The organism is Ornatilinea apprima (assembly GCF_001306115.1).
In the GTDB taxonomy this organism is placed as follows: domain Bacteria; phylum Chloroflexota; class Anaerolineae; order Anaerolineales; family Anaerolineaceae; genus Ornatilinea; species Ornatilinea apprima.
Genome location: NZ_LGCL01000015.1, coordinates 355,701 through 380,397, shown reverse-complemented (window position 1 = coordinate 380,397; position 24,697 = coordinate 355,701). Strand labels below are relative to the sequence as shown.

General features: G+C 60.3%; 21 protein-coding genes. 7 read left to right on the top strand and 14 right to left on the bottom strand.

From position 1 onward, the window contains the following. From ADN00_RS04970 to tnpA, 3 genes are read right to left on the bottom strand one after another with little or no spacing between them, the layout of a single operon-like run. Window positions 1-2,319 (bottom strand): tetratricopeptide repeat protein, encoded by a 2,319-nt coding sequence (locus ADN00_RS04970; protein WP_075061838.1) that lies wholly within the window; start codon window positions 2,317-2,319, stop codon window positions 1-3. A gap of 2 nt (window positions 2,320-2,321) precedes the next feature. Beyond that, the gene (polA, locus tag ADN00_RS04965; RefSeq protein ID WP_075061837.1) at window positions 2,322-5,120 is read right to left on the bottom strand and encodes a DNA polymerase I; all 2,799 of its coding nucleotides are present in this window, start codon (window positions 5,118-5,120) and stop codon (window positions 2,322-2,324) included. Between the two features lie 17 nt (window positions 5,121-5,137). After that, complete coding sequence (tnpA, locus tag ADN00_RS04960; RefSeq protein WP_075061836.1) at window positions 5,138-7,273, bottom strand: IS200/IS605 family transposase; 2,136 nt, start codon at window positions 7,271-7,273, stop codon at window positions 5,138-5,140. A 226-nt stretch (window positions 7,274-7,499) separates the two neighbouring features. Here tnpA and ADN00_RS04950 point away from each other — a divergent pair, with 226 nt between their 5' ends. Then, complete coding sequence (locus ADN00_RS04950; RefSeq protein ID WP_075061834.1) at window positions 7,500-8,516, top strand: glycosyltransferase family 4 protein; 1,017 nt, start codon at window positions 7,500-7,502, stop codon at window positions 8,514-8,516. 45 nt (window positions 8,517-8,561) lie between these two features. Here the strand turns inward: ADN00_RS04950 and ADN00_RS04945 are convergent, their stop codons facing one another. The 11 genes from ADN00_RS04945 to ADN00_RS19700 all read right to left on the bottom strand — a co-directional run bounded on the left by ADN00_RS04945 (window position 8,562) and on the right by ADN00_RS19700 (window position 19,236). Beyond that, complete coding sequence (locus tag ADN00_RS04945) at window positions 8,562-9,080, bottom strand: phosphoribosyltransferase (protein WP_075061833.1); 519 nt, start codon at window positions 9,078-9,080, stop codon at window positions 8,562-8,564. A 195-nt stretch (window positions 9,081-9,275) separates the two neighbouring features. Next, on the bottom strand, window positions 9,276-10,748 hold the full coding sequence (locus ADN00_RS04940; protein WP_075061832.1) for a bactofilin family protein: 1,473 nt from the start codon (window positions 10,746-10,748) through the stop codon (window positions 9,276-9,278). Between the two features lie 134 nt (window positions 10,749-10,882). Beyond that, window positions 10,883-11,227 carry a hypothetical protein gene (locus ADN00_RS04935; RefSeq protein WP_075061831.1) on the bottom strand — a complete coding sequence of 115 codons (345 nt, stop codon included), beginning with the start codon at window positions 11,225-11,227 and terminating at the stop codon, window positions 10,883-10,885. Between the two features lie 14 nt (window positions 11,228-11,241). Next, window positions 11,242-12,594, bottom strand: a complete 1,353-nt coding sequence (locus ADN00_RS04930; RefSeq protein WP_075061830.1) for an ABC transporter substrate-binding protein — start codon at window positions 12,592-12,594, stop codon at window positions 11,242-11,244. A 32-nt stretch (window positions 12,595-12,626) separates the two neighbouring features. Continuing rightward, window positions 12,627-13,625: a M42 family metallopeptidase gene (locus ADN00_RS04925; RefSeq protein WP_075061829.1), complete on the bottom strand. Its 999-nt coding sequence runs from the start codon at window positions 13,623-13,625 to the stop codon at window positions 12,627-12,629. A gap of 30 nt (window positions 13,626-13,655) precedes the next feature. After that, on the bottom strand, window positions 13,656-14,474 hold the full coding sequence (locus ADN00_RS04920; RefSeq protein ID WP_075061828.1) for an aminoglycoside N(3)-acetyltransferase: 819 nt from the start codon (window positions 14,472-14,474) through the stop codon (window positions 13,656-13,658). Further along, window positions 14,471-15,571 (bottom strand): M42 family metallopeptidase, encoded by a 1,101-nt coding sequence (locus ADN00_RS04915; RefSeq protein ID WP_082389891.1) that lies wholly within the window; start codon window positions 15,569-15,571, stop codon window positions 14,471-14,473. Before ADN00_RS04915 ends, ADN00_RS04920 begins: the two co-directional genes overlap by 4 nt. Next, entirely contained in the window at window positions 15,564-16,622 is a 1,059-nt protein-coding gene (locus ADN00_RS04910) for a M20/M25/M40 family metallo-hydrolase (RefSeq protein ID WP_075061827.1), read from the bottom strand. The genes ADN00_RS04915 and ADN00_RS04910 overlap by 8 nt, the downstream gene beginning before the upstream one ends. Window positions 16,623-16,656: 34 nt before the next feature. Further along, window positions 16,657-17,061, bottom strand: coding sequence for a hypothetical protein (locus ADN00_RS19965; RefSeq protein WP_160317464.1), 405 nt, complete (start codon window positions 17,059-17,061; stop codon window positions 16,657-16,659). A 91-nt stretch (window positions 17,062-17,152) separates the two neighbouring features. Beyond that, window positions 17,153-18,043: a vWA domain-containing protein gene (locus ADN00_RS19705; RefSeq protein ID WP_201781144.1), complete on the bottom strand. Its 891-nt coding sequence runs from the start codon at window positions 18,041-18,043 to the stop codon at window positions 17,153-17,155. Between the two features lie 86 nt (window positions 18,044-18,129). Continuing rightward, entirely contained in the window at window positions 18,130-19,236 is a 1,107-nt protein-coding gene (locus tag ADN00_RS19700) for an ATP-binding protein (RefSeq protein WP_152966259.1), read from the bottom strand. 249 nt (window positions 19,237-19,485) lie between these two features. Here ADN00_RS19700 and ADN00_RS04890 point away from each other — a divergent pair, with 249 nt between their 5' ends. The 6 genes from ADN00_RS04890 (at window position 19,486) to mutM (ending at window position 24,688) form a co-directional block, all read left to right on the top strand. Continuing rightward, entirely contained in the window at window positions 19,486-19,896 is a 411-nt protein-coding gene (locus ADN00_RS04890) for a cobalamin B12-binding domain-containing protein (protein ID WP_075061825.1), read from the top strand. A gap of 20 nt (window positions 19,897-19,916) precedes the next feature. Next, on the top strand, window positions 19,917-20,873 hold the full coding sequence (gene meaB / locus ADN00_RS04885) for a methylmalonyl Co-A mutase-associated GTPase MeaB (protein ID WP_075061824.1): 957 nt from the start codon (window positions 19,917-19,919) through the stop codon (window positions 20,871-20,873). Between the two features lie 80 nt (window positions 20,874-20,953). Beyond that, a complete protein-coding gene (gene aspS / locus ADN00_RS04880) occupies window positions 20,954-22,273 on the top strand; it encodes an aspartate--tRNA(Asn) ligase (RefSeq protein ID WP_075061823.1) in 1,320 nt (439 codons plus the stop codon). 15 nt (window positions 22,274-22,288) lie between these two features. Further along, window positions 22,289-22,843 carry a GNAT family N-acetyltransferase gene (locus ADN00_RS04875; protein WP_075061822.1) on the top strand — a complete coding sequence of 185 codons (555 nt, stop codon included), beginning with the start codon at window positions 22,289-22,291 and terminating at the stop codon, window positions 22,841-22,843. Between the two features lie 4 nt (window positions 22,844-22,847). Continuing rightward, window positions 22,848-23,840, top strand: a complete 993-nt coding sequence (locus ADN00_RS04870; protein ID WP_236691476.1) for a ribose-phosphate diphosphokinase — start codon at window positions 22,848-22,850, stop codon at window positions 23,838-23,840. 11 nt (window positions 23,841-23,851) lie between these two features. Continuing rightward, a complete protein-coding gene (gene mutM, locus ADN00_RS04865) occupies window positions 23,852-24,688 on the top strand; it encodes a bifunctional DNA-formamidopyrimidine glycosylase/DNA-(apurinic or apyrimidinic site) lyase (RefSeq protein ID WP_075061821.1) in 837 nt (278 codons plus the stop codon). Window positions 24,689-24,697: the final 9 nt, after the last annotated feature.

Below are 24,697 nucleotides of genomic sequence, written 5' to 3'. Positions count from 1 at the left end.
TTAGCTCTGACTTTCGAGCTGTTGAATCGCTTTGCGGTAGGCCGCCGCGTTGGGCGGGTTGAGCCGGACGATTTTTTGCAAGACGGATATAGCGCCCCCCCGGTTGCCGCGGGTGAGTAGCTGGTCGGCCAGGCCGTCGAGCAGTTCGATGGCCTTTTCGGTTTGGCCATGCTGTGCCAGGGCGTCTGCGTGCCGCAGGGAAAGCTCCATGCTGGCGGGGTGCTCGCTGGTTACCGCTTCCAAAAAGGCGATGGCTTCGGTGTGCTTGCCGGCGCTTTGCAGCATTTCAACAAATTGGTCCACTTCGGTGAGCGCGGCGGGTTCGTTGCCAAGCATCATCTTCAGGTTGACTAATTTGGCGCGCGCTTCCACGTCTTGGGGTTCGAGGGTGCAGATTTGCTCAAAGATGCGCATCGCCTGGCGCCAGTCGAGGCGCTGTTGGTCGATATCGGCCAATTTGAAGAGGATTTGCACCGTGAGACCGCGCACGCCCTGCATTTGCTGGGAGAGGCGCAGCGCCGAGGCGTAATGCTTGCGCGCCATATCCAGCTCGGCCTGTTGGTAGTAGACGTTGGCCAGTTCCATGTATTGCGTGATGGCTTCTTCCTGCTCTCCCTGTTCCGTGAGCAGGTCGATGAAATAGCTGCGGATGGGGATATCCATAGGCACGGCGCGCACCACGTTTTTCATCAATTGAATGGCCTGTCCGTTTTCGCCGCGCAGGCTGTACAGGCGCGAGACCAGCATGAACTTCTCCACGGCCAGGCGGGTTTCACCCTCGCGCAGCAGAATCTTGGCGATCTGCACGTGCAGGGGCAGGTAGGTGGGGGCGTCGGCCAGGGCGCGGAAGGCTTCGTCCATGGCAGTTCGGAACATGCCATTGTTGGTGAGCTGGCGCACCTGTGCCAAAGCGTCGACCACCTGCCCGCCGCCGGTTTCCAGAATCACTTCGGCAACCGGCACCAGCGCGCCGGCTTCCGCTTCGGGCATTTGCTGGCGCACGTTCTTGATGTGTTCGCGCCAATCGGGGCGCAGCAGATGGTTGGAGACATTGGCACACAACGCCTCCAGCTTGGCGGCGTCTGTTTCGCGGGTCTGAAACTCGATCATTGGCTCGTAGAGCTGGCGCAGTTCTTCGCCCTGCTTGGCTGGCATGGTGCTGGCGTCGGCATAGCTGAGCGCCTGAAGGTAAGCGCTGGCGGCCTCTTTGCTGCTGCCCAATTTGCGGTAGGCCTGGCCAATCAGCAGGCTGGAGGCCAGCGCATATTCAGGCCGCCGCACGGCGGTCTGCAAAAAGCGCAGGGCTTTGCGCGTGTCGCTTTCCATGTAGAGCAGCCCCAGGTCAAAGGTGGCGGCTGGGTCTTTCAGGCCGATTTCCACGGCGTGTTCCAGCTCTGAGATGGCCTGGGCGTTGTCGCCGTGGGTTTGCGATTCGATCGCCTGGCTCAGATGCAGCAGCATGCGGGTGTGGTCGGCGGCCGAGAGCTTGCGCCCTCCGTTCAGACTGCCCAGTCCGCGTTTTTCGGCTTCCTGCATCTGGCTTTCTTCTTCGGCTTTTTCAAACAACAGCGCGGCCAGAGTGACCAACGCGGTGGAGCGGGCTTCGGCGACCGGGTCGAGCTGAGGTTGTTTGCCTTCTTCATCGCTTCTGGATGAACTGAGCTGTTTGACGCTGGCCATGCTCACCGGGCCTGTGCCGCCCCTGGGGCGCAGGGGTTTGGGCAGGGGCTGGTTGTTCAGCAGCAGCGATTTGGCCGAGCGGGCGTCAATGCTTTCTGGGGCCAGGTTGAGGGTATGCTCCACGACCTGCATGGCTTTATCGCGCAGGCCGCTGTGCTGCAGCAGGCTGGCCAGCGCCAGGTACTCGCTGACCGCTTCGGCTTTGCGCCCCATGCGTTCAAACACCATTGCCAGCCGGGTGCGGGCGGTTTGATTGCCGGGGTTGAGCTTGATGACCTGCTGCCAGTTTTCGATGGCTTTTTCGACCCCGTGGGTTTTGAGGTGCAGTTCGGCGGCCTGGAGCGAGCTTTTGATGGCTTCTGAGAGGCGGCCAGTGCGCTCAAAAATGCGCGCGATTTTTTCAAACGGAACCGGGTCGTTGGGGGTTACCTGCGCGGCAAGCTGGTAATATTCCAGAGCGCGATCGTACTGCTGAAGCTCGAAGAGCGCCAACCCCATGCTGGTCAGCGCCATGGGATGTTTGGGAAATTCCTCCAGCGCGCGCTGGTAGTGGCTGGCCGCCTGTTCCCACTGCTGATCCCAGGCTGCCGAGTGACCTTGATTCATGGCTTGTTGGAAGGTTTGTTGATTCTCAGTCATGGCTATTTACCCCGCTCGGAAGGTGTATAAGGCGTGAGGTTGCCCCAATCGGCGCCGACTTTGGCTTCGGTGGCCAGCGGAATGGAAAGCGGGTAGGCGTTTTCCATTACTTGCTGCACCAGGGCGGCGGTCTGCGGCAGTTCGGCTTGCGGCACTTCGAGGATTAACTCGTCGTGTACCTGAAGCAGCAGGCGCGCCTTGAGACCGCTGGTTTTGAGCGCCTCCGCCAGTTGGATCATGGCCAGTTTGATGATGTCTGCGGCGGTGCCTTGAATGGGGGCGTTGATGGCTTCGCGCTCTTCACGGTTGCGCAGGTTGACGTTGGTCTGGCTGCTTAAGTTGGGGAAGTAGCGCCGCCTGCCCAGCAGCGTTTCCACGTATCCTTCGCGCGCGGCGCTGCGGCGGATGCCGTCGAGGTAGGTTTTGACGCCCGAAAAGTGGTTGAAGTAGGCGGATACGAAGTCTTCAGCTTCAGCCAGGGTCAGGTCGGTGGTGCGGGTGAGGCCAAAGGCGCTCATGCCGTAGATCAGGCCGAAGTTGATGGCCTTGGCGTGACGGCGCATGTCTTTATTGACCGCATCCAGCGGCACATTGTAAATAGCGGCCGCGGTGGCGGCGTGAATATCCTGCCCGGCGCGAAAGGCGGCCAGCATGTCTTCATCGTTGGACATGTGGGCCACAATACGCAGCTCAATTTGCGAATAGTCAACGGCCAGAAGCTGGCAGCCCGGCGCGGCGACAAATCCGCTGCGCACCTGGCGGCCCAGCTCGGTGCGGGTGGGGATGTTCTGCAAATTGGGTTCGGAAGAGGCCAGGCGGCCGGTCACCGAACCAGTCTGGTTATAGGAGGTGTGCACGCGCCCGGTGCGCGGGTTGATTTGCCCCGGCAGGGCGTCGATATAGGTGGACTTGAGTTTGGCCAGCTCGCGATATTCCAGCACCCAATCAATCACCGGGTGCAGGTGGCTCATTTCTTCCAGCACACCGGCCGCGGTGGAATAATGCCCGCTGGCGGTCTTCTTGCGGCGGTCGGGCGGCTGCAATTTAAGGGTTTCAAACAGAGCTTTGGAGAGCTGCTGGGTGGAGTTGAGGTTGAAAGCGTAACCCACGCCCTGGTAGACACGCTCTTCGAGGGAGGCCATTTGCTGGCTCAATTCGCCGGACATGCGCTGGTAGGCCTGGGCGTTGAGCAGGATGCCGGTGCGTTCCATGCCGGTCAACACCGGCACCAGCGGCATTTCCATTTCGCTCATCAGGCGCGCTGCGCCTTTTTTCTGCAGCTTTTCGGCCAGCAGATCGCGCAGTTGGAAGGTAACTTCGGCGTCGGCCACGGCGTAGGGCGCGGCCTGCTCGATGGCGACCTGGTCCATGGTGATCTGGTTCTTGCATTTGCCGATCAGCTCGTCAATATGGGTCATTTGAATGCCGAGGTAGATTTCGGCCATGTCTTTCAGTCCCAGCGCGCGCGACTCGGGGTTGACCAGCCATTCGGCGATCATCGTGTCAAACGAGCAGGGGGTTACCGGCAGACCGGCATTTTCCAGCATGATGCAGTCGTATTTGATGTTGTGGCCGATTTTCTCTTTAGCAGGGTCGCTGAAGGCGGGACGCAGCGCCTCAATGACCTGCGCCAGGGACAGTTGCGGCTGTTGGCCGCGATGCCCCACCGGAATGTACCAGCCTTCTCCAGCGCGGGTGGCGATGGAAATGCCCACCAGGTCGGCGCGCATGGGGTCGGTGGAGGTGGTTTCGGTGTCGAAGGCGATGCGCGGGGCGGCCGCCAGCTCTTCAACCAGCGCCCGCAGGCTGGCCTCATCGTTGGCCAGGCGCACGGTGGGCTGGTAGGCGGGCGGGCTGCCGATCTGCGTGATGGGGGTGGAGAATAGTGTGAGCTGCTGCCCCTGCGCGGGGATGTTGAGGGTTTTGGCCATGTCGCGCAGGCGCGCGGTGAGGGTCTTAAACTCCAGCTCGCGGAAGATGGCTTCCACTTTGGATACTTGCATGGTGTGCACGCGCGCGTCTTCCAGGCGCAGCACCAGGTCTACATCGGTGCGGATTTTGGCGAGCTGGTAAGAGAGGTAAGCCGAATCACGCCCGGCTTCCAGCTTGGTGCGGTAGCGGGTGGGAATTTCTTCGAGATGGGCGTAGATGTCGTCGAGGTGGGGGTATTGTTCCAGCAGCGAGACGGCGGTTTTAACGCCAATGCCCGGCACACCGGGGATGTTGTCGGAGGTGTCTCCGGCCAGGGCTTTGTAATCGACCACCTGATCGGGGCGCACGCCCAGGTACTCGACCACATCTCTGGCGGTGTAGTCGCGCGCCTCGGCCAGTGATTTACCAGGCAGGTTGACGATGACCCGCTCGGTAACGAGCTGCAACAGGTCGCGGTCGCCGGTGATGATTTTGACGCCAAAGCCCTGCTGAACGGCCTGGCTGGCAATGCTGCCCAGCACGTCGTCGGCTTCAAAGCCCTCTTTTTCCAGGCGGGGAATGTCGAAGGAGTCGACCACTTCGCGGATGCGCTCAATCTGCGGGCGCAGATCATCGGGCATTTTCTCGCGTGTGCCTTTATAGTCGGCAAAGATGTCATCGCGGAAGGTCTTGCCGGTATCAAAAGCAACAGCCAGATACTCTGGTTTTTCTTTTTCAAGAATGCTAATCAGCACGCTGCAAAAACCATACGTTCCGGCAGTGGGTTCGCCTTTCGACGTGCGAAAGCGGTCTCCGCCGGCAGCGCTGAGGGCAAAATAGGCGCGGTAAGCCAGCGCGTGTCCATCGATCAAGTATAAGATAGGCGGCATACGTTTTGTCTCAAGGGTTAGATGGATGAGTCAAACCAGTTGTTCTGGTCGTGCTGGGCTTTGTCCACAAATTCCATTAATTCAACAAACTCGATGGGATGCTCTCCATTATAAACCAAGTGGCTGGGCGCCCAAAAATCATCCGAGCGCAGCTCTTTCTTTACATTGGGATGGTTGTTGAACAAGCGGCGCGTGGTGTGGGTGCGCAGGGTGTTGATGACGAAGGCGCTGGTCATGGTCGGCTGGGCCAGGATGGTCATCAGCACATAAGATGGCTGCACGCTGATGCTGCGCAGTTCCCATTGGTGGGCGTCGCAAACCTCCTCAAACCATTCGTGCATTTTTTCAGCCAACTGCCCGGTGAGGGTGTGGCGCTCATTCTGGGGGGCCAGCACAATGGTAAAGAGGCCGTCATCGTCTTCATACAGGATCAGGTCATCATTTTCTTCGCGAAAGCTGTTCAGGTCAAAAGCAGGGGTGCTTTGCTCATCTTGTTGAAGAAAAGGCGCTTGCAGCGGCGCGGCAGCGGAAGGAGGTTCAGCTTCCCAGGGGAAGCGCAGTGTGGTTTCCGCGGTTGGTTGTTCTTCCGCTGGGCGCACGCGCACGGGGCGGGTGTCTTCCAGGCCGTCTTCATCGGCGACGACGCGCCGCAGACGCTGGAGGGGCGAAACCTCCGGCGCGGCGGGATGATCGCTTTCGCTGGCGGGCAAGTCCTCTTGGGAGGGCGGCGGTGAGACGCGAACTGGTTGGGTGTCTTGTTGCCAGAAGCCATTTTCCGCTTCCACGGCAGGCTCTACGGTGCCGTCCAGGGTCGGGACGGATTCGAGGGAAGGCTCATCCAGCTCGTCTTCCAGCGGCGGCACCCATTCATCATCGCCGGTGATGTTCACTTCCGCTTGGGCCAGCAGTTGGGCGAAAACGGAGTCTTCTTCGCTGATTTCGCTTTCAACAGCAGGCGGCTCAACGGAAGGCGCCTCTCCAGGCGCGGATTCTTGCATGCTTGGTGGTTCGGTTTTCGTTTCGGTTTCCCAGGGGAAAACCAAGCCAATTTCTTCCCAGGTGTCTGGGACGGCTTCAAGCGGCTGATCGGGGTCGGGGGAGGGCATTTCTTCCAGCAGGGATTTCAAGTCGATCTCCATGCCGTTGTCTGGCGCTGCTTCGGCCGTCTCTTGCAACGGCGTGGATTGGAAAAGCTCGCTCAGGGTGAGCGGCCCAGATTCTTCTTCCATGCGGAAAAGGTCGTCTTGCTCCAGCGGCGCGGGGCTTTGCAGGGAATCGGCATGCTCTTCCGGTGCGAAGGCGAGAAATTCGCTGTCTGGCAGGGATTCTATCCCGCTGGGCTGCGCTGCTTCGGCGGGGGGCTCTTCGGGCAGGGCGGGTGAGGTTTCCAGCAGACCGCGGCGCAGCTGGTGGGTGTGCGCCCGGCACTGGCTGAGCGATAGATCGGGGGCGAACAGGCAGCAGAGCACGCTGCTGCCGCTGAGCAGCGTGGCGTAGAGGAAGTATTCCTGGCGGTCTTCTCCGATGGTGATGTAGCGCGCCAGATCGGATGGATTGGTTTCATCCCAATGCGCCAGCAGAATCTTGGCTACCTGCAAGGCAGCGCTTTTTTCCAGGCTGCCCGCCAGGGCGCAAATGATGCCGGAGAGATAGATGAGCGCCGCGTCTGCGGAGGTGGCGAAGAACTGCTGCTGCAAATGGCTGCTGGCGGCTTCATAGTTGCCCAGCCAGGGCAGGGAGGCGCCGGGCAGGGGCTGGTTGCTCTCGGTAGAAAATTGAGGTGAGGTAGGTTTCATGATGAGAAGGTCGTCCAGATAATCCAGAAATTCGGGGAGGTACACCGGGTAATGGAAGAAGCAGGCGGGGTGCAGGTTTTCCAACACGTCGGGGGTTTTTCTCCCCCCGCGCCCAACCACAACCAGCCGGGGACCGCTGTTCTCAGGGAAAAGATGGTTCCAGGCAGCGGTGAGCAGTTCTTCGGTCATGTCGCCGTCAAGAATGACCAGATCGATCTCATCTGCCTTCAACCGCGCCACCGCTTCGCTGCCCGATTGGGCAATATGTGGCTGGTAACGATCACTGACCTCCAGCCCAAGACGCAGTGAATTGGCTATGTCGGCATGGGGGGTGGCAATGAGTACGTTTCTGGGCACGTTAAGAGTTTATCACGTTGATATGATGGAAGCAAGCAAGGCGGGGCAGGCCCAAAATCTTCACAAACCCAAAACCAACCGAAAATAAGATCACTTTGCTGAATGTGGGCGCATGTTTTTGCCCGGCAGGCGGGTAAAAGCCGTGGGGATGAGCCGGGCTTGCCCAGCATTTGCCAATCGCCGTGCCAGATCGTGTTAAAATGAAACGCAAGCCACAGAGAAAAACATGACCCAAATTTGCATTTACCCCCCCATTCAAGGTTCCGGCGGCCCGGCGGCTTTTCAGGCGCGGTTGAAAACGGCACTGGCGGAAGAAGGCGTAACCGTTCACCACGATCCGCGGGCGGCCTGCGACGCGCTGCTGTTAAGCGGGGGCACGCGCCGCCTGGATTTCATCTGGCAGGCGCGGCGGCGCGGCGTGCGGGTGGTGCAGCGCCTGGCGCAGTTGAATTGGGTTCACCGGGTGAGGCCGTCCAGTCTGGGGCATACGCTGCGCGCCGAGCGTAACAACTGGCTGCTGGCATTCATTCGCCGTTACCTGGCCGACCGGGTGGTTTACCAAAGCCAATTCGTGCGGCAGATGTGGGCGGATTTTTACGGTGAGGTTTCGGCGCCGGGGTATGTCATCTATAACGCCACCCAATTGGATGTGTACCGCCCATTGCCTGGCGAGCTGCCCGCGCTCGATCGCGCGCGGCTGCTGGTTGTGGAAGGGGATTTGGGCGATACCAACGCGGTTTACCTGGAAAACGCGGTGCGGCTGGCGCAGGCGGTGCAGGCGCGCGCGCAAAGGCCGGTGGAGTTGATCGTGGCCGGTAAAGTTCCAGACGCGCTGCGCCAGCGCTGGACGACAGAGGCCGGTGAGATGATCACCTGGGCGGGTGTGGTGGCGAGAGAAGATATTCCCGCTCTGGATCGCTCGGCGCACCTGCTGTTCAGCGCGGAGCTGAATGCCGGCTGTCCCAACTCGGTAATTGAGGCGCTGGCCTGCGGGCTGCCGGTTGTGGGCTACGCGACCGGCGCGCTGCCCGAACTGGTACAGGACGGGGCTGGAGAGCTGGCAGCCTATGGAGGGAATGCCTGGCGGCTGGAGCCACCCGACACGGCGCGCCTGGCTGATCTGTGCCTGCGGGTGCTGGATGACCAGGCGGGCTATCGCGCGGCTGCCCGGCGGCGGGCTGAGGCACTGTTCGACGCGCGCAAGATGGCGCGCGCCTACCTGGATGTGCTGCTGGGGGATTAACAAATAAAAGCCGGGCTGTGATTTGCCCGGCCATATCCGCTGATTTTATTCTTCCACATACCCTTTAAGGAATGCGCCTTCAAACCCGCGTTTGATCTCCCACGGGTAGATGATATGCGCGTCGGTAACGGCCGCGTAATAATCGGGGCGGGCGGTGCCAAACAGGTTGCGATAGGGGTTGAAATGCAGCACGCAGGTGTAGGGCAGGCTGCCCATGGCGGCAATGCGGTTTTTTACGGCGGTGATGGTGCGCCCGGAACCCCAAACATCGTCTACCACCAGGGTTTTGCGCCCGCGCAGCAGGTCGCTTTCAGGAAATTGGATGAATTTGGGCCAGGCCAGGAGACGGGCGCTTTCACTCTTCTTTTCCAGTTCCATCTCCGCCGGAAAGTCTACCGCGGCGGTGAACAGAGTGGTCAGATTAAGGGCTTCTGCCAACAGACCGCCCGGGATGATCCCGCCGCGGGTGATCATGACCATGGCTTCAAATTCGATTTCAAATTGGGGAATCAGGTGATCGATGAGCTTGTCTACATCTTCCCAACCGAGCGCTTCTCGCCGCATAGCCGTGTCCCTGCCTGTAATTAATTTGCTTCATAAATTATAGCAGGGAATTGGCCGCGCGGCGAAGAAGTTTATCAGGTTTTCGTGGGGCTGTTGCAAGCCGTTTTCTTGCCGAACCTGACGCTGGCAGCAAATAAACACCGGTCCGGGGATGCCCGCGGACCGGTGTTTTGGATGACCAGAAAGGATGGATGGTTATTCGGCCGGCGTCTCGACCACAGGAGCCGGTTCGACGGCGGGTGCGGCGGCGGGGTTGCGCCAGTTTTGGAACACCAGCCACATTCCACCCAGGCCGAAGATGGTAACCACCAGGCCAAACAGCCAGCCGAAGATCGGGATGGAGCGCAGGATGATGTAGATGACAACGCCGATCACCATGGACCAGACGGCTTTGTTGCGCGCCTGCGGGGCGATCTTGCTTAATACCCATTCACCCGCCAGGTAGGCAATGACCAGCTTGCTGCCGTAGACCACCAGCAGGCGGAAAGCGGCAAACGCCAGCGCCAGCGCGGAAAAACCCATGCCAAAGATGGTGGAAGAGATTCCGGTCAGGGTGAGCACCGAGAAGAGCAGGCCCGCGATCAGGATCAGGAAGAAGACAACAAACGCGCCCACATGCCCGCCCAGGTAGACCAGCGCGCCAGTGCCCGCGGCCGGGCCGGGTTTTGCCTTGACGGCTTCAACGGTCTTCTGGTATAGCGCGGGGATCAGCCAGACGCATAAGCCGCCCAACAGAAGCAGGGTGATGAGGTCGCGGAGCAGCTTCCAGAACCATTTCAACACGCGCGAAGCAAAGAAGCCAAAGGTGCCGCGTTCGGGTTCGGCCGGCTTCAGCGCCGTTTTACCGTCCGCGCTGGTTTCGGCCGGAACGGGAGTCTGGTAGACCACGCCGCCTTGCAGGGCGGTTTCAATGGCCTCGGCCTGTTCCACCGGGCTGGTGTAGACTAATTGCCCGCCAATTTCGGCGCTGTCAGAAATGCGCAGGCCGGGCTTCATGGTGGGGGGGATTACTACGCCGTACTGCTGGGGCATGAACATGAACGGCGAGAACGGCATTTCTTCGCCGCTGCCGGGAGCTTCCACGTCTAGTACGGCGTTGCCGTTGACTTTGCCACCCAACTCCAGGGCGGCCGCGCTCAGGTTCACGTCGCGGTCCACTGTGCCGTTGAGGATAATCTGGTACGCGCCGCCGTAGACGCCGCGCGCGATGCTGGTGCGGGCGTCATCCTGAAAGCTGTAGGTGCCAAAATACACATTTCTGCCCACCTGCGCGCCTTCCATGTAGATCACCTGGCTGCCCATCGCCACACTGCCGCCGACCTGTCCGTTGACTTTGACCTGCGAAGCGCCGCTGAAGACATTGCCGGTGATGACGGCTTCTTCAGTTACTTCCACCGTGCTGCCGAGCAGGATGGCGTCGCCATTGATCTGGCCTTTGATGGTAACCGTAGCGCCGGTTGCGATCAAAAGACCATTAACGGTGCCTTCGATGACCACTTTTTCGCCGCTGATGATCAGATCATCATCAATGACTTCGTTGGGGCCAACATAGCCGTCATTGTCGATGTCGGCCGCCTGAACGGGGGCGGCGATCCCGGCGAAGAGAACCGCCACCAGCATCAGAGCCAGGCTGATACGCAGCCCGGTCGATTTCCAAAACGTACTCATACAACATCTCCTTGGTATAAAAAAACGATTTCTTTGTAGCCTATATCCAATATACGAAAATACCGGCGATAAGTTGCTGGCCGGTTGGGAGAATTTTTATGGACAAATAATAAATGTTGACGGAAAAAACGAAATTAGTGAGCCGGGCGCTTGCGGTTGGCGCGCCAGATGGCGCCAAAGGTGCCGATGACGACAATGAGAACCAGCAGCACACCCACCAGGACGACTTCGTTGGTGTTGCGGTAGCTCTGCAGCCATTCTTCGGGCAGGGGGGTGACTGAAGGGGTCAGGGTTCCATCGGGTGTGGCGGCCAGGGCGGTGGTGTTGGCCGGGGCTGGGGTGGGTTGGGTCTGGAAAGGGCTGGTCCAGGCCAGTGCGGTGAGCAAGATCAGCAACCCCAAAATGGCCAGCGCCTGGCGGGTAACCCCGGCCGGGCGGTGGGAAGAGCGGGTTTGGGAAGGTTTCCTGGGGTTGGGCATACCTACGTCTCCTATCAGGGGGAGTTCAACCGCTCCGCGACGGTTGCGGCCGCCTGGGCAGGGTCATTCAGGCGTTCAATCATCGCCAGGGTGGATTCTTGCAGCAGGGGGCCCACGCCAGTGATCAGATCGTTGGTGGGGCGCACGTTGGAGGATTGGATCACCTGTCCGAGCAGGGAACGCAGCGACTGGTTGGTGATGGCGTTCAGCCCGCTGGGGCGCACCGGCAGTTGGCCGGAGACGGGCGACCACTGGGCCAGGTATTCGCTTTCGGTAAGGTATTCAGCCAGTTTAACGCTCATGGCGCGCCGTTCGGGCAGAGGGTCGGAAAGCGCCCACATCCAGCCGGTGGCAAGGGTGTAGTCTTTGTCGTCCAAGGCGGTGATGGCAACCGCGGAGGTGTCGACTGGCAGCTCGCTTAAGTAGCGCGAAGACCAGGTGATGACCATGTTGGCCGATTTGTCCCGGTAGAACTGCCAGGCCTGCGCATCGGACTGCACATCCGCGATCATGTTTGGAAACGTGCCCTGGGCAGCGCCTTCGGCGTACAATTCGAGTACGCTGGTGAGGGTTTCGGCGGAAAGGGTTGGCCGGCCCTGCGAGTCGACGATCTGCCCGCCCGCGGAGAGATAGAGCAGCAGGGTGAGCAGAGACTGTGGGTCGGCGGCAGGGAAGGCCAGCGGCTGCCCGCGGCTGAGGATTTCTTTCCAGTTGAGTGGGGATGCGCCCACCCGCGCCGGGCGGTAGAGCAGCAGCATGGCGTCGCCGGCGAAGGGAATGCCGTAGGTGGCGCCCTGCAGTAATGCCAACTGGCGGGCGTAATCGAACCAATCGCTCTGGTCAATTACCGAGGTGTAGTCGTCCATGGGGAAGATCAAACCCTTCAAGGCCGCGACTTCCATATCCGAGCGGGGTAAGGCGACCAGGGCGGGCAGGCTCTCTGGCGTGGCGGCAGCGTTGGCCAGGGTCAGCGATTCAAGCAGGCTGCCGGAGCCAGCGGCGGCTTTGATGCGCGTTTCAATGATGACGCCCGGGTTTTCATTCATGAACTGGTTGATGCGCGCCTGAAACTGCTGCCCGGCGGGTGTGCCGCTCTGCGGGTCGAACTGCGGCGGAACCCAGATAGTAAGGGTTTGCGGCCCGCTGGGAGTGGCGGTGGGGGCAGGAAGGGTGGCGGTCTCGTCTACGGGGATTGACACGGTTGCCTGGAGCGGGCTGTTGGGCGCGGTTTGGGTGGGAGGGATCACGGTGCGCAGCAGCCCGGGCAAATTGAGATTGCCGCAGCCTGCCAGAAGGAGGCTGGTGATGACCAGGCTGGCAGCCAGTGGAAAAATCCGTTGAGAAAGGGATGATTTTGAGGCTTTCATGCGTTTAACTCCGGCGGATTGCCGCCGAGCGGTTAATACAGGTGAACCGGCGCGGAGAGCAGGTGAACCATCAGGTTGACGGCATGTTCCACGTCGCCCAGGTCGACCATCTCGGAAGGCGAGTGGACGTAGCGGCAGGGGATGGAAAGGGTGCCGGCTGGCGCGCCAGCGCGCTGCGCCTGCATCCAGCGGGCGTCGGTAGTGCCGTTGAGCAAGATCTCGCGCTGGGTGGGAATGTTGAGCTTTTCGGCGGCGCCGGCCAGCAGGCGCACCACACGCGGATCAGCGATCATGCCTTCATCTTTAACTTTGATGGCCGGGCCTTTGCCCAGTTCCACGGCCATGCGCGCGCTGTTGGGGGTGTCGCCGGTGGTGGTTACATCCAGGGCGATGCCCAGCTCGGGCTGCAGGTGATAGGCCGCCACCAGCGCGCCTTTTTGCCCGACTTCTTCCTGCACCGAAAACACAAAGTGAATTTCGTGCGGCGAGGTGGATAAGCGGCGCATGATCTCAATTTGGGCGGCCACGCTAATGCGGTTGTCCAGTGATTTGGCGGCCACACGCTGGCCGAGATCAAGGAACGTATTCTCAAACACAGCCGGGTCGCCGACCTTAACCGGGCAGTCTTCACGCGAGGTGGCGCCAACGTCGATGAACATGTCGGGAATGGCGGGCGGCTGGCTGCTGCTGGTGTAGCGCGGGCTGCCGATGAGGCCGCGCGCGCCGTTGAGAAAGCGCACGCGAGCGCCAGGACAGTTGTGGGCGTAGACGTTGCCCAGCGGGGCAAAGCGCACAAAGCCGTTTTCGTCAACATGGCTGGCGATGATGCCAATTTCGTCCATGTGCGCCGAGAGCATCACCCGTAGGCCGTCTGGCCCGCGCTGGCCTTTGCGCGCGATAAGGTTGCCCAGCGCGTCGACCTGAATTTCATCAGCCAGGTTGGTAATTTCTGCACGAACCGCGTCTCGCATGGCGCTTTCATAGCCAAACGGGGCGGGAATTTGGACCAGTTTTTTGAGCAGTTCTTTCATTCTGTATTCTTCCTGACGTATGGGCGGTGATTAGCGGCGGTTTTTCTCCATCCATTGTACTCCATAGTCAACCAGCGGGCGCTGGCGCATCAGGCGCGCCTGGGCGTAGCCGGTGGTCGCCACGGTTACGTTGGCGGTTTCGCGTTCATAGTCCGCGCCGAGCTGTTCAAAGTCATCGGAGTTTTCGTCCACGCCTTCAAACCAGACCCATTCGCGCTGGCCGTTCACCATCAATGGGGTGCCTCGGCGCACAATTTTGCGCGAGGGAAAGTTGGCGCGGTGTTCGCACAGGTGTAAAGAGGTGTTGTTCTCGTGCGTAACGCCCAGCAGCAGCACAAAGCCGTCCAGCTCGTAGACGCGCGCCAGGGGCGACTGCTCGCCCAGGCTGGAGTGCAGGCTGTGGTTGGCGGTAATCTTCTCGGCCTGGGGGCCGCGCGCGGCAAACGATAACTGCGGGTGCGCGCTGCGTAGCACACCGGGCTGGCGGCGAAAAGTTTCCACAATGGCGCCCATGCCGCGTGTCGGGGTGAGGGTGGGGTCGTAGGCGGGCATGGACTGGCGGATGACCTCTATCCAATCGGCCGGCACGGGCGGGTGCGCCCATTCGGCCGGGTCGCTGAGGTCGCCGGAGTGAGTGGGCATCACCAGGGTGCCCTGCTCACCGAGGGCGTCTTCCAGGGCCAGCACCACGGCAACCGCGCCGCCGCACACCCAGCCCAACGCGCTGAGAGAAGAATGCACTAAAAGGGTCATGCCGGGGCGCACGCCCAGGCTGGCCAGGTCATGTACCAACGATTCGCGGGTAACGGGGCCGCGGTCGCAACGGGCAATCACGTCGGCTTCGCTCATGGTCTGCGTTCTTCCTTGAGAATATCCGTGGTTAACGTTTGCAGGCTGGCCTGCAGCAAGGCCATCGTCGCGCCCCAATCGGCTGCGCGAGCGACCAGGCAGGCGGTGTGGGCGTAGCGCCCCGGCACCGATACCGAGATCACCGGCACGCCGCTCTGGGCGCGCAGGATGGCGCCGGCGTCGGTGCTGCCGCCGCCCGGCTGGCGGTACTGGAAGGGAATACCCTGCGCTGCGGCGGTTTCCGTCAGGTGGCGCACCAGGCGCGGGTCTGAGATGGTGGCTCTGTCAGCGACATAGATGGCCGGGCCAAAGCCCAGGCGGGTGTTGTAACGGGTGTTCTCCTGGCCATCCGCGGCGGGCAGGTCGTTGGCGGGGGTGCTGTCGACGGCAATGGCGAGGTGCGGCTGAATGCGAAACGCCGCGACACGCGCTCCGCGCAGTCCCAGCTCTTCCTGGACGGTAAAGGCCGCCCACAGCTCAATATGGCGGGGCGCGGTTTTGAAAATTTCAATCAGGCTGGCCACCCCCAGGCGGTCATCCAGGGCTTTGCCCATCAAGCTGGGGCCTGCCTGCTGGAAGCGCGTGGCGAAAGCTGCCAGGTCGCCGGGTTGAGCCAGCTCCGAACCGCCCGGCCCCAGATCAATGCGTAACTGCGAGATGGGTACGCTGTGGCGCATTTCTTCGTCGCTGGAGAGGTGGTAGGGGCGCGCGCCGATGACGCCGGGGTGGTGCTGGCGGCCAACCCAGACGGGCTTGCCCACCAGTTGGCGCGGGTCAATGCCGCCCATGGTTTGGAAGGAAAAGAGGCCGTCGCCGTCGCTATGAATGAGCATCAGCCCGACTTCATCCATGTGGGCGGCCAGCATGACGCGCAAGGGATTTTCCACCTGGGCGCGGCGCACGGCAAGCAGGTTGCCCATCGCGTCCACAATGATTTCATCGGCGTGCGCTTCGATTTCGGCGCGCACGATCTGGCGGACTTCATGCTCATCGCTGGAGACGGCGCAGGCGTTGGAAAGCCGTTCCAGCAGCGCAATCTGCTGCGCGGACGGCTGGACGTTTGTGTTGGAAGGGTTGGTGAGGCTCATGTCATTCATCCCAGGTGATGGTCTCCAGCGCGTTGGGATCGAGCTGGCAGATGAACTCGGCCAGCAGGCGGCCGGTGCGTTCTATATCTTTCAGGGCAACCACTTCGACGGGGGTGTGCATATAGCGCAGCGGAATGCTGACCAGCATGGTGGGAATGCCTTCCGCCGCCACTTGAAGATCATCCGCGTCGGTGTGCGTTAATCCGGTCATAATCTCTTTGGAATAAGGGATTTCCAGCCGTTCGGCGGCGGCGCGCACGCGTTGGAAGAGCGCCGGATGCAGCACCGGGCTCCAACCCAGAGCAGGACCGCTTTTCAACGCGAAGGTATTGGGGTCCGCGGTGCCGGGGCCAGTGGCAAAGGTAACGTCCACGGCCATGGCCAGGCTGGGGCGCAGCTGGTAGGCCGACGTGGCTGCTCCAAAATGGCCGATCTCTTCCTGCACGCTGGCGACTGCCCAGACATCCCAGGCGTGTTCGCGGGTTTGCAGGATTTCAAGACAATGGGTAAGCGCCGCGACCGAAGCGCGGTTATCGAGGCTGTGACCGGCCAGGGTTTCTCCGGCCAGGTCCATCCAGGGCTGGCTGAAAGAGATAAAGTCGCCCACGCTGACCAGTTCTTGCAGCTCAGCGGCGGGCAGGCCGGTATCCACCAGGAGCTGGTCGAGGGAGACCGGTCCGTCTTGTTCAGAGGGGGGCAGCAAATGGGCGGCCGGCTGCACAACCACGCCGGGCAGGTCGCGTTGGGCGTGCACCAACACCGGCTGGCCGGGTAAAATGCGCGCGTCTACCCAGCCGATCTGGGTAACGCGCAGCCATTCTTGTTCCACGGCGCTGACCATCAGGCCAATGGCGTCCATGTGGGTGGATACCATAATGCTGGGGCGGGGAGATGGGCCGCTGCCTTTCTTCAAGGCATGCAGGCTGCCCATCGCGCTGGCGCTGATCTCATCGGTCAGCGGCTTCCAGGCGGCCTGAATGGCTTCGCGCAGAGGCGCTTCTGCCCCGGAAAGTCCGGGGAGGGATATCCACTTTTTCAGATGACGGGTTGTTTCTTGCATGGTTTGTCTTTCAGTGCCCGCAACAGCCGCAAAATTAGCCGGGGGATTCGGAAGTTTGTTCCGTCGCGCTCGGCTCAAGGTTGGGAGTTTCGGTAGGCGGAGGCGCGGTAGTTTCAGTCGGCGGGATGGTGGCCGTAAAGGTGGCCGTTGGCGTGCGGGTGGGGGTCATAAACTCCGTGGGTGTGGGAGAAGATGTGAACGTCGGCGTGGGTGTAACCGTCTCGGTGGGAGTGGGAGAAAGGAACAGAGTGGGGGTAACGGTTCCCGTGGCCGGGAGGGGCGTTTCTGTGCCAGTGAGGGTGGGGGTAAGGGTAGGTTCTCGTGTGGAGCGGGTCGAGCCGAGCATCAGAATCCCCAGACAATAGCAAGGCAGGGTCGCCAGGATAATGATAGCCAGAACAGTGCGGGTGCGCTCGCGTTTCGAATCGCGGTTAAACATGAGACTTCTACCTCCGGTGAGATCATATCATCGCAAAGCCGGGCTGGCAAGCGGTGATCCTTTTTCCCCCTCCCCGGCGCGGGTTGGCGGATTATTTTATTTTATCATCAGGGGCGCGAAGTTGGTTCATTTCCTTGCGCACCGTCAGATACAGGGTTTCCGCGCGCAAATCGCTAATCTGGTAGCAGGGGCCGTGCAGGTGATCGGCGAGCTGCTGGGCATAGCCCTGGTCGAAGGTGGTGTTTTCCAGGTTGACCACTACGGTATGAATTAGCTTTTCAGCGATGAGATCGGCAATGCGGTAGGCTTCTTCTTGCGGCGGGAGGTAGCCCATAGTTACGTTGGCGGCTCCGTCGGTGAGCACAATCAAAAGCGGCATAATGTCGGGGTGAAGGTTTTTCTCGCGCTCCAGCACATCGTGGGCCATTTTTAAGCCGGATGAGAGGGGCGTCTTGCCGCCGACCGGGATGTCGGCCAGAGCGCGCTGCGCCAGGTTGACCGAGTTGGTGGGCGCGAGAATGAGCGTGGCGCGGTCTTTCTGGAAGGTGATCAGCCCCACCCGGTCGCGGCGCTGGTAGGCGTCGGTGAGCAGGGAGAGGATGGCTCCTTTGGTAGCCTGCATGCGCTCGGTAACGGCCATGGACCAGGAGGCATCCACCAGGAAGAGCACCAGGTTGGCCGCGCGGCGCACGCGGATTTTTTTCATATAATCGCCGGGGCGCACGGCAAAGGCCACTTTCTCGCGCTGTTGTTTGCGCTCTTTTTGGAAGGGTGCCGCGGCGCGCAGGGTGGCGTCGAAGGCCAGGTCGAAGGTTTTGCCCTGGGCCGGGCGGGCCTGGATATAGCGCCCGCGTTTCAACTTGGTGTAGGTTACGGAACGGCGCCCAGACCCGCGGCGCAGCATTTTGTCCAGCGGGGTATCGAGCCGCCGGGTGGAAAAAGCCTCGCCGGTGGCTACTTTTTGCCCGCCCTCCCACCACATGGGAGACTGGGTTTGAAAAATATCGCGGCTGGCAGCCGGGTCGGGCTGCCCGGTATCGGGAAGGGAATCGCTGACCTGGCCGGTGGTTAATTCATGCCCTTTTTTTTTAGCATTTCCTGGCTGTCAGAAAGGTCGGCTGTCTGGGTCTGGTTCTCTTGCACCGTCTGCCCGCGGAGCTGCTCAATGCGCTCCTCAAGCTGTTCCATCGACATGCTGGTATGGTCGAAGGGGCCGCGCTTCATGCGATGCGGCAGGGCCAACTCGGCGGCCAGGGCAATATCCAGTTCGGTGATGGCCGTGCGTCCGTCAAAGGCGGCCTGGGCGCGAGCGGTTTTGAGAATCACCAAGTCGGCGCGGTGACCGTCTACATTTAAGGAAGAGGTGAGCTGGGCGATGGTGATGAGGTCGCGGCTGGAATGGGTAACCTGATTGACCAACTTGCGGGCGCTGGCAATGCGCTGGGAAAGCTCTTCTTCACGCGGCAGCCACATGGTGCGGAACTCGGCGGGGTCGGATTCGAACATTAAGTTGCGTTCCATAATCTGCACGCGCTCGCGCGTTTCGCGGATGCCCAGAATGTCTACGGAGAGGGCGAAGCGGTCTAAAAGCTGCGGGCGCAGGTCGCCTTCTTCGGGGTTCATGGTGCCGACCAGGATAAAACGGGAAGGGTGGGCAAAGGAAATGCCTTCACGCTCGATGATGTTCATGCCCATCGCGGCCGAGTCGAGCAGAATATCCACCACATGGTCGTCCAGCAGGTTGACTTCATCGATATAGAGCAGGCCGCGGTTGGCCGCCGCCAGTACGCCGGGTTCAAAGCGGCGCTCACCTTTTTGGATGGCTTTTTCAATGTCCAGGGTTCCCACCACTCTGTCTTCGGTGGCCGAAACAGGCAGGTTGACAAATGAAGTGGGTTTGTAGGTAACCGGCAGCTCTTCGCCTCTTGCCAGGCGTTCCTGGCATTCGGTGCACAGCCGGGAGGGTTCGTCGGGGTCGCAGTTAAAGCGGCAGTCTTTCACCACTTTCACTTCCGGCAGCAGAGCAGCCAGCGCGCGGGCGGCGGTCGATTTGGCGGTGCCGCGCTCGCCGCGAATCAACACACCGCCGATGCGGGGATCAACGGCATTTAAGATCAATGCGCGGCGCATGCGCGCCTGGCCAACGATTGCGGTGAAAGGAAAAATAACTGCCATCCAGCTTACCTCAATTTGATTGATGAGTACCGACTGAAGTTTACCACCAGAACGGGAAGGGGGCAACTAGAGTAGGCCGGGGGTATAGCGTTTTCTTCAACTCGAATTGACCTGCCAAAACCCGGCCAGACGAGGAGCCTTTCAACAAGTGATACATTAATGAAATTGTTAAGATGTTTGCCAGCATGGGAAGGAGGATAGCAGGGTATAATCTAAATGGTGTTATTCTAGAATCTCACGGAGAGCGGAATGACAGAACGAAAAATCAGAGTTCTGGTTGCCAAACCCGGCCTGGACGGACACGACCGGGGAGCGAAAGTGGTGGCGCAGGCGCTGCGCGACGCGGGCATGGAAGTGATTTACACCGGCCTGCGGCAGACGCCCGAAATGATTGCCGAAGCGGCGCTGCAGGAAGACGTGGATGTGGTTGGCCTGTCCATTCTTTCAGGCGCGCACATGGCGCTGGTTCCGCGCGTTTTAGACCTTCTGGCCGCCAACGGCCAGTCGGATGTGCGCGTGTTTGTGGGCGGGATCATTCCCGAAGCTGATGTGGCTGCCCTGCGGAAAATGGGCGTGGCGGCGGTCTATGGACCGGGCGCGGCGACGGGCGAAATTGTGGCTGACATTCAGGCATTGTTTGCCAGCGCAGCGGCAGGCTGAACAAGACGGCCCGGCAAGCGATGAACCTGGTGGATGGCGTGCTGGCAGGCGATCGGTTGGCGCTCTCGCGTTTATTGACCGCCGTGGAAAACGATACGCCCGCCGGCCGGGCGGGGCTGGACGCGCTGTTCGCTCGCACGGGGCGGGCTTACCTGGTTGGCATTACCGGTTCTCCGGGGACGGGCAAGTCTTCGCTGGTGAACCGGCTGGTAAAACTATTTCGCAATCCGCCGGATGGGCGGCCTGCCTGGCGGGTGGCGGTGGTGGCGGTTGACCCCACCAGTCCCTTCACCGGCGGGGCGGTGCTGGGAGACCGGGTGCGCATGCGCGACTGCGCTGGTGACCCCGGGGTGTTCATTCGCTCTATGGCTTCGCGAGGCGCGCTGGGCGGGCTGGCAGTACAAACCGCTGCGGTAACGCAGGTGTTTGACGCGGCCGGTTACGATGTGATTTTGATTGAAACGGTGGGCGCCGGGCAGGCGGAAGTGGATATTGCCAGCCTGGCGCATACCACCCTGGTAGTGGAAGCGCCGGGTCTGGGTGACGATATTCAGGCGATTAAAGCCGGCATTCTGGAAATCGCGGATGTGCTGGTGATCAACAAGGCAGACCTGGCGGGCGCGGACAATACCCGGCGCGCGCTGCAAACCATGCTGGAACGGGCTCCGGCCAAACCCTGGCCGGCGCGGCTTGTCAGCACGGTGGCGGTGAGCGGCGCGGGAATGGAAGAGCTTTTTTGGGCCATTCTGGATCATTACCAGTTCTTAAAGTCCAGCCAGGAGTGGCAGCGGCGCGATGCGCAGCGCCTGCGCGCCGGGTTGGATGAGTTGATCCGCGCCGAGTTGGTGCGCCGCTGGCGCGAAGATACCCCGGCTGAGGTTTATGAATCGGTTCTCAACCGCATGGCCGGGCGAAAGCTCTCGCCGTTTGAGGCGCTGGATGATTTATTAACGACCAGGAAACAGGCGGCTGCCTGAAACGGGCCGGCTGGTGTTCCTGAAAACGGTATACTTCTTTTTTTGGCACTTAATCTTTGTCTTGAAGGAGAACAATCAGGATGGAACGAACCCTTATTGGAGACTTGCGCCAGGCGATTGGCCAGAAGGTGAAAATCTCAGGCTGGCTGCAAGTTTTACGCGATCAAAAGAAAATGCAGTTTCTGGTGGTGCGCGACCGCACCGGCGCGGTTCAGGTGGTGTTTGAAAAGAAAGCCGACCCGGAACTGGCTGAAGTCATTTCCACGTTAGGCAGCGAGAGCGCTATTACCCTGACCGGCATGGTGGTGGATAACCCGATTGTGAAATTGGGTGGGTTGGAGCTGGTGCTGGAAACCCTGGACGTGGTCAACAAGGCCGAAGCCCCGCTGCCGTTTGAGCCGTTCAACGATACGCTGCCCAGTGTGGACTTTCGCATGGACTGGCGCTACCTGGACCTGCGCCGCCAGCAGTCGCTGCTGACCTTCAAAGTGCAGACCACCGCAGAAATGGCCATGCGCGACTACTGGATGAAGCAGGGCTTTATTGAGATGCACTCGCCCAAAATTATGGGCACGCCCAGCGAAAGCGGCGCGGAGCTGTTTGAGCTGGCCTACTTTGACCGCAAAGCCTACCTGGCGCAGTCGCCGCAGTTTTTCAAACAAATGGCGATGGCGGCCGGGTTTGAAAAAGTGTTTGAAATCGGCCCGGTGTTTCGGGCGGATCCTTCCTTTACTTCGCGCCACATGACCGAGTTCACCGGCGTGGATGTGGAGATTTCGTGGGTCGACTCGCACGAAGACGTGATGGCCTTCCAGGAGCGCTGGCTGCAGTATGTGTACCAGCAGGTGAAGGATGCCCACGGCGAAGAGATTAAAGAGGTCTTTGGGTTTGATTTTGAAGTCCCAAGCGTGCCCTTCCCACGGGTGACGATGGCCGAGGCGATTGAGATTTTGCGCTCGGTGGGTTACGAACTGCCGGCTGAACGCAAAGGCGACATTGACCCGGGCGGCGAGCGCGCCCTGGGTGATTACATCAAACAAAAATATAATCACGATTTCGTGTTTGTAACTGATTGGCCTATTTCGGTGCGGCCGTTCTATCACATGCGGCACCCCGAGAACCCCGGCCTGACGCGCAGTTACGACCTGATCGCCAAAGGCCTGGAAATTACCACCGGCGCGCAGCGCGAGCACCGCTTTGAGGTGCTGCGAACGCAGGCGTTTGAAAAGGGACTGACCGAAGGGCCGATCCAATTCTACCTGAACTACTTCCGCTACGGCTGCCCGTCGCACGGCGGCTTTGGGTTGGGCCTATCGCGCTTGCTGATGGTGATGTTGAACCTGCCCAACGTGCGCGACGCGGTTTATCTCTTCCGCGGCCCGAACCGGTTGGAACCATAGAGCAGGGAAGCGACCATGATCTACGCCGAACGAATCCGCTTGAGAGCGGTTGAACGCAGCGATTTGCCATCTTTTGTGGCTTTCTTCAACGACCCCGAAGTGCGGGCAAACCTGTCGGTTTATCTGCCCATGTCACTGGCTTCGGAAGAGCAGTGGTTTGAAAATAACCTCAAGCGCCAGCCTGAAGAACAGCAGTACGCGATAGACGCGCGCGATGGCGAGGGCTGGAAGTTGATTGGCAGCTGCGGTTTTTATAATTTGAGCATGCGGGATCGTTCGGCGGAAATTGGTTTGTCCATTGGCGATAAAGCTTACTGGAATCAAGGTTACGGCCAGGAGACTGTCCGATTATTACTGCGGCATGGGTTTAACACACTGAACCTGAATCGGATTGTTCTACAGGTATTAGAAAACCATGATCGCGCCATTCACATCTATGAGAAAGCCGGGTTTGTGCTTGAGGGGCGGCAGCGCCAGGCCCGCTATCGCGATGGCCAATACATTGACGTGTTATTAATGAGTGTGCTCAAGAGCGAATGGCTCGATCTATTATCTAAGCAGGAGTTGTAGAGGTATGCCTATTTCTTTTCAACGCCACGAACGCATGCTTTACGGGGACGTGAAGCTGTATGCTGGCACCGCCTGCCCTGATCTGTCTCAGGGAATTGCCAAATATCTGAACCAGCCGTTGTGCGAGCGGGACGTGATCCAGTTCCCCAATGAGAATTTATTTGTGAAGCTGCACACCAGCGTGCGCGGGCAAGACTGCTATGTCATTCAAACCGCCGCCCCGCCTATTCACCGCAACCTGATGGAACTGCTGATTATGCTGCAAACCCTGCGGCTTGATTCGGCGGCGCGCATCACGGCAGTGATCCCATACTTATGGTACGGCCGTTCAGATAAAAAAGATCAGCCGCGCATTCCGATTACCGCCAGGCTGCTGGCAGATATGATCGAGGTGGCAGGGGCAGACCGTTACATCACCCTCGATTTGCATGCCGGGCAAATTCAGGGCTTCTTCTCCATCCCCGGCGACGTGCTGACGGCATTCCATACGCATGTGGATTATCTTGAATCGCTGCTGCCCGATATGGTCAGCCCGGTTGTGGTTACCGTAGACCTGGGCTTTGCGAAGAAGGGTCGCAACTATGCCGCGCGTCTGAACCTGCCCATGGCGTTTATTGAAAAACGCCGCCTGCGCAACGATTCGAACGCGCAGGCGCTGACCGTGATCGGCGATGTGGCCGGGCGAGATGTGATTCTGGTGGATGATGAGGTGGATACGGGTGGCTCGGTGGCGCAGGCCGTGAACCTGCTCAAAGAAAGCGGCGCGCGCAATGTGTATGTGGTGTTTGTGCATCCCATTCTGTCGCTGAACGCGGCCGAACGCCTGGGCGCGCTGCCGGTAACCCAGTTTGTTACCACCGACACCATTCCACTGCCGCCTGAAAAGGCCAAGTTCTTTGGCGACCGGCTTAAGATTTTAAGCATGGCCCCTCTGATTGGCGAGGTGATTTTACGCGCGCATGAAGGGCGCAGCGTGGGAGCCATGTTCAACGAGTAGAGGCGGATTAAGTGCCCGAACTTCCTGAAGTGGAGACGATTGTTTGCGCGCTGCGAGAGGGCGGCCGGGGCGGAGACGCGCTTCCCGGTCAGCGCGTAGGCGGTGCCTGTATTTTGTGGCCGCGCGCGCTGCAATCGCCAGCCGTGGATGATTTTGCCCGGCGCATCGTGGGTCAGTCTGTTCGCGGTGTGGAGCGCAGAGGTAAATATATTCTCCTGCCGTTGACCAGCGACACACTGTTGCTGCATCTGCGCATGAGCGGAGACCTGCGGGTGGAGCGAAGTCCGGAAGGCGGGCCGCTGGAAGGTTTACAGCCACACGACCGCGCGCTGTTCTGGTTTGAGGACGGCTTGCGGTTGGTGTTTAATGATCCCCGAAAATTTGGCCGGGTCTGGCTCACAGCCGACCCACAAGACGTGGTGGGAGAGCTGGGCCCAGAGCCGTTCTCTCCAACCCTCACAGTGCAAAGCTTTTACCAGCGGCTGGTTTCAAAGAAACGCCAGTTGAAACCGCTGCTGCTCGATCAGACTTTTTTGGCCGGGCTGGGCAATATTTACACCGATGGAGCGCTGCATATGGCCCGGCTGCATCCTTTAATGGCATCCGATCGTTTAACCGTTGGGCAAGCTGAAGTATTATTAAATGCGATCCGCTGGGTATTAGAGGAGGGAATTCGCCGGAACGGCGCCAGTATTGACTGGGTGTACCGCGGCGGCGATTTCCAGAATTACTTTCGAGTGTACCAGCGCACCGGCAAGGCCTGCCCGGTCTGCGGGCATGCGGTTCAGCGGATGGTGGTGGGGCAGCGCGGCACGCATTACTGCCCGGTCTGCCAGCCAGCCGTTTAGGAAGTGAAA

Bases quoted from the DNA above. Each gene is read 5' to 3' on its own strand.
- ADN00_RS04970 (WP_075061838.1), bottom strand. From the start codon at position 2,319: ATGACTGAGAATCAACAAACCTTCCAACAAGCCATGAATCAAGGTCAC.
- polA (WP_075061837.1), bottom strand. From the start codon at position 5,120: ATGCCGCCTATCTTATACTTGATCGATGGACACGCGCTGGCTTACCGC.
- ADN00_RS04950 (WP_075061834.1), top strand. From the start codon at position 7,500: ATGACCCAAATTTGCATTTACCCCCCCATTCAAGGTTCCGGCGGCCCG.
- ADN00_RS04945 (WP_075061833.1), bottom strand. From the start codon at position 9,080: ATGCGGCGAGAAGCGCTCGGTTGGGAAGATGTAGACAAGCTCATCGAT.
- ADN00_RS04940 (WP_075061832.1), bottom strand. From the start codon at position 10,748: ATGAGTACGTTTTGGAAATCGACCGGGCTGCGTATCAGCCTGGCTCTG.
- ADN00_RS04935 (WP_075061831.1), bottom strand. From the start codon at position 11,227: ATGCCCAACCCCAGGAAACCTTCCCAAACCCGCTCTTCCCACCGCCCG.
- ADN00_RS04930 (WP_075061830.1), bottom strand. From the start codon at position 12,594: ATGAAAGCCTCAAAATCATCCCTTTCTCAACGGATTTTTCCACTGGCT.
- ADN00_RS04925 (WP_075061829.1), bottom strand. From the start codon at position 13,625: ATGAAAGAACTGCTCAAAAAACTGGTCCAAATTCCCGCCCCGTTTGGC.
- ADN00_RS04920 (WP_075061828.1), bottom strand. From the start codon at position 14,474: ATGAGCGAAGCCGACGTGATTGCCCGTTGCGACCGCGGCCCCGTTACC.
- ADN00_RS04915 (WP_082389891.1), bottom strand. From the start codon at position 15,571: ATGAATGACATGAGCCTCACCAACCCTTCCAACACAAACGTCCAGCCG.
- ADN00_RS04910 (WP_075061827.1), bottom strand. From the start codon at position 16,622: ATGCAAGAAACAACCCGTCATCTGAAAAAGTGGATATCCCTCCCCGGA.
- ADN00_RS19965 (WP_160317464.1), bottom strand. From the start codon at position 17,061: ATGTTTAACCGCGATTCGAAACGCGAGCGCACCCGCACTGTTCTGGCT.
- ADN00_RS19705 (WP_201781144.1), bottom strand. From the start codon at position 18,043: ATGTGGTGGGAGGGCGGGCAAAAAGTAGCCACCGGCGAGGCTTTTTCC.
- ADN00_RS19700 (WP_152966259.1), bottom strand. From the start codon at position 19,236: ATGGCAGTTATTTTTCCTTTCACCGCAATCGTTGGCCAGGCGCGCATG.
- ADN00_RS04890 (WP_075061825.1), top strand. From the start codon at position 19,486: ATGACAGAACGAAAAATCAGAGTTCTGGTTGCCAAACCCGGCCTGGAC.
- meaB (WP_075061824.1), top strand. From the start codon at position 19,917: ATGAACCTGGTGGATGGCGTGCTGGCAGGCGATCGGTTGGCGCTCTCG.
- aspS (WP_075061823.1), top strand. From the start codon at position 20,954: ATGGAACGAACCCTTATTGGAGACTTGCGCCAGGCGATTGGCCAGAAG.
- ADN00_RS04875 (WP_075061822.1), top strand. From the start codon at position 22,289: ATGATCTACGCCGAACGAATCCGCTTGAGAGCGGTTGAACGCAGCGAT.
- ADN00_RS04870 (WP_236691476.1), top strand. From the start codon at position 22,848: ATGCCTATTTCTTTTCAACGCCACGAACGCATGCTTTACGGGGACGTG.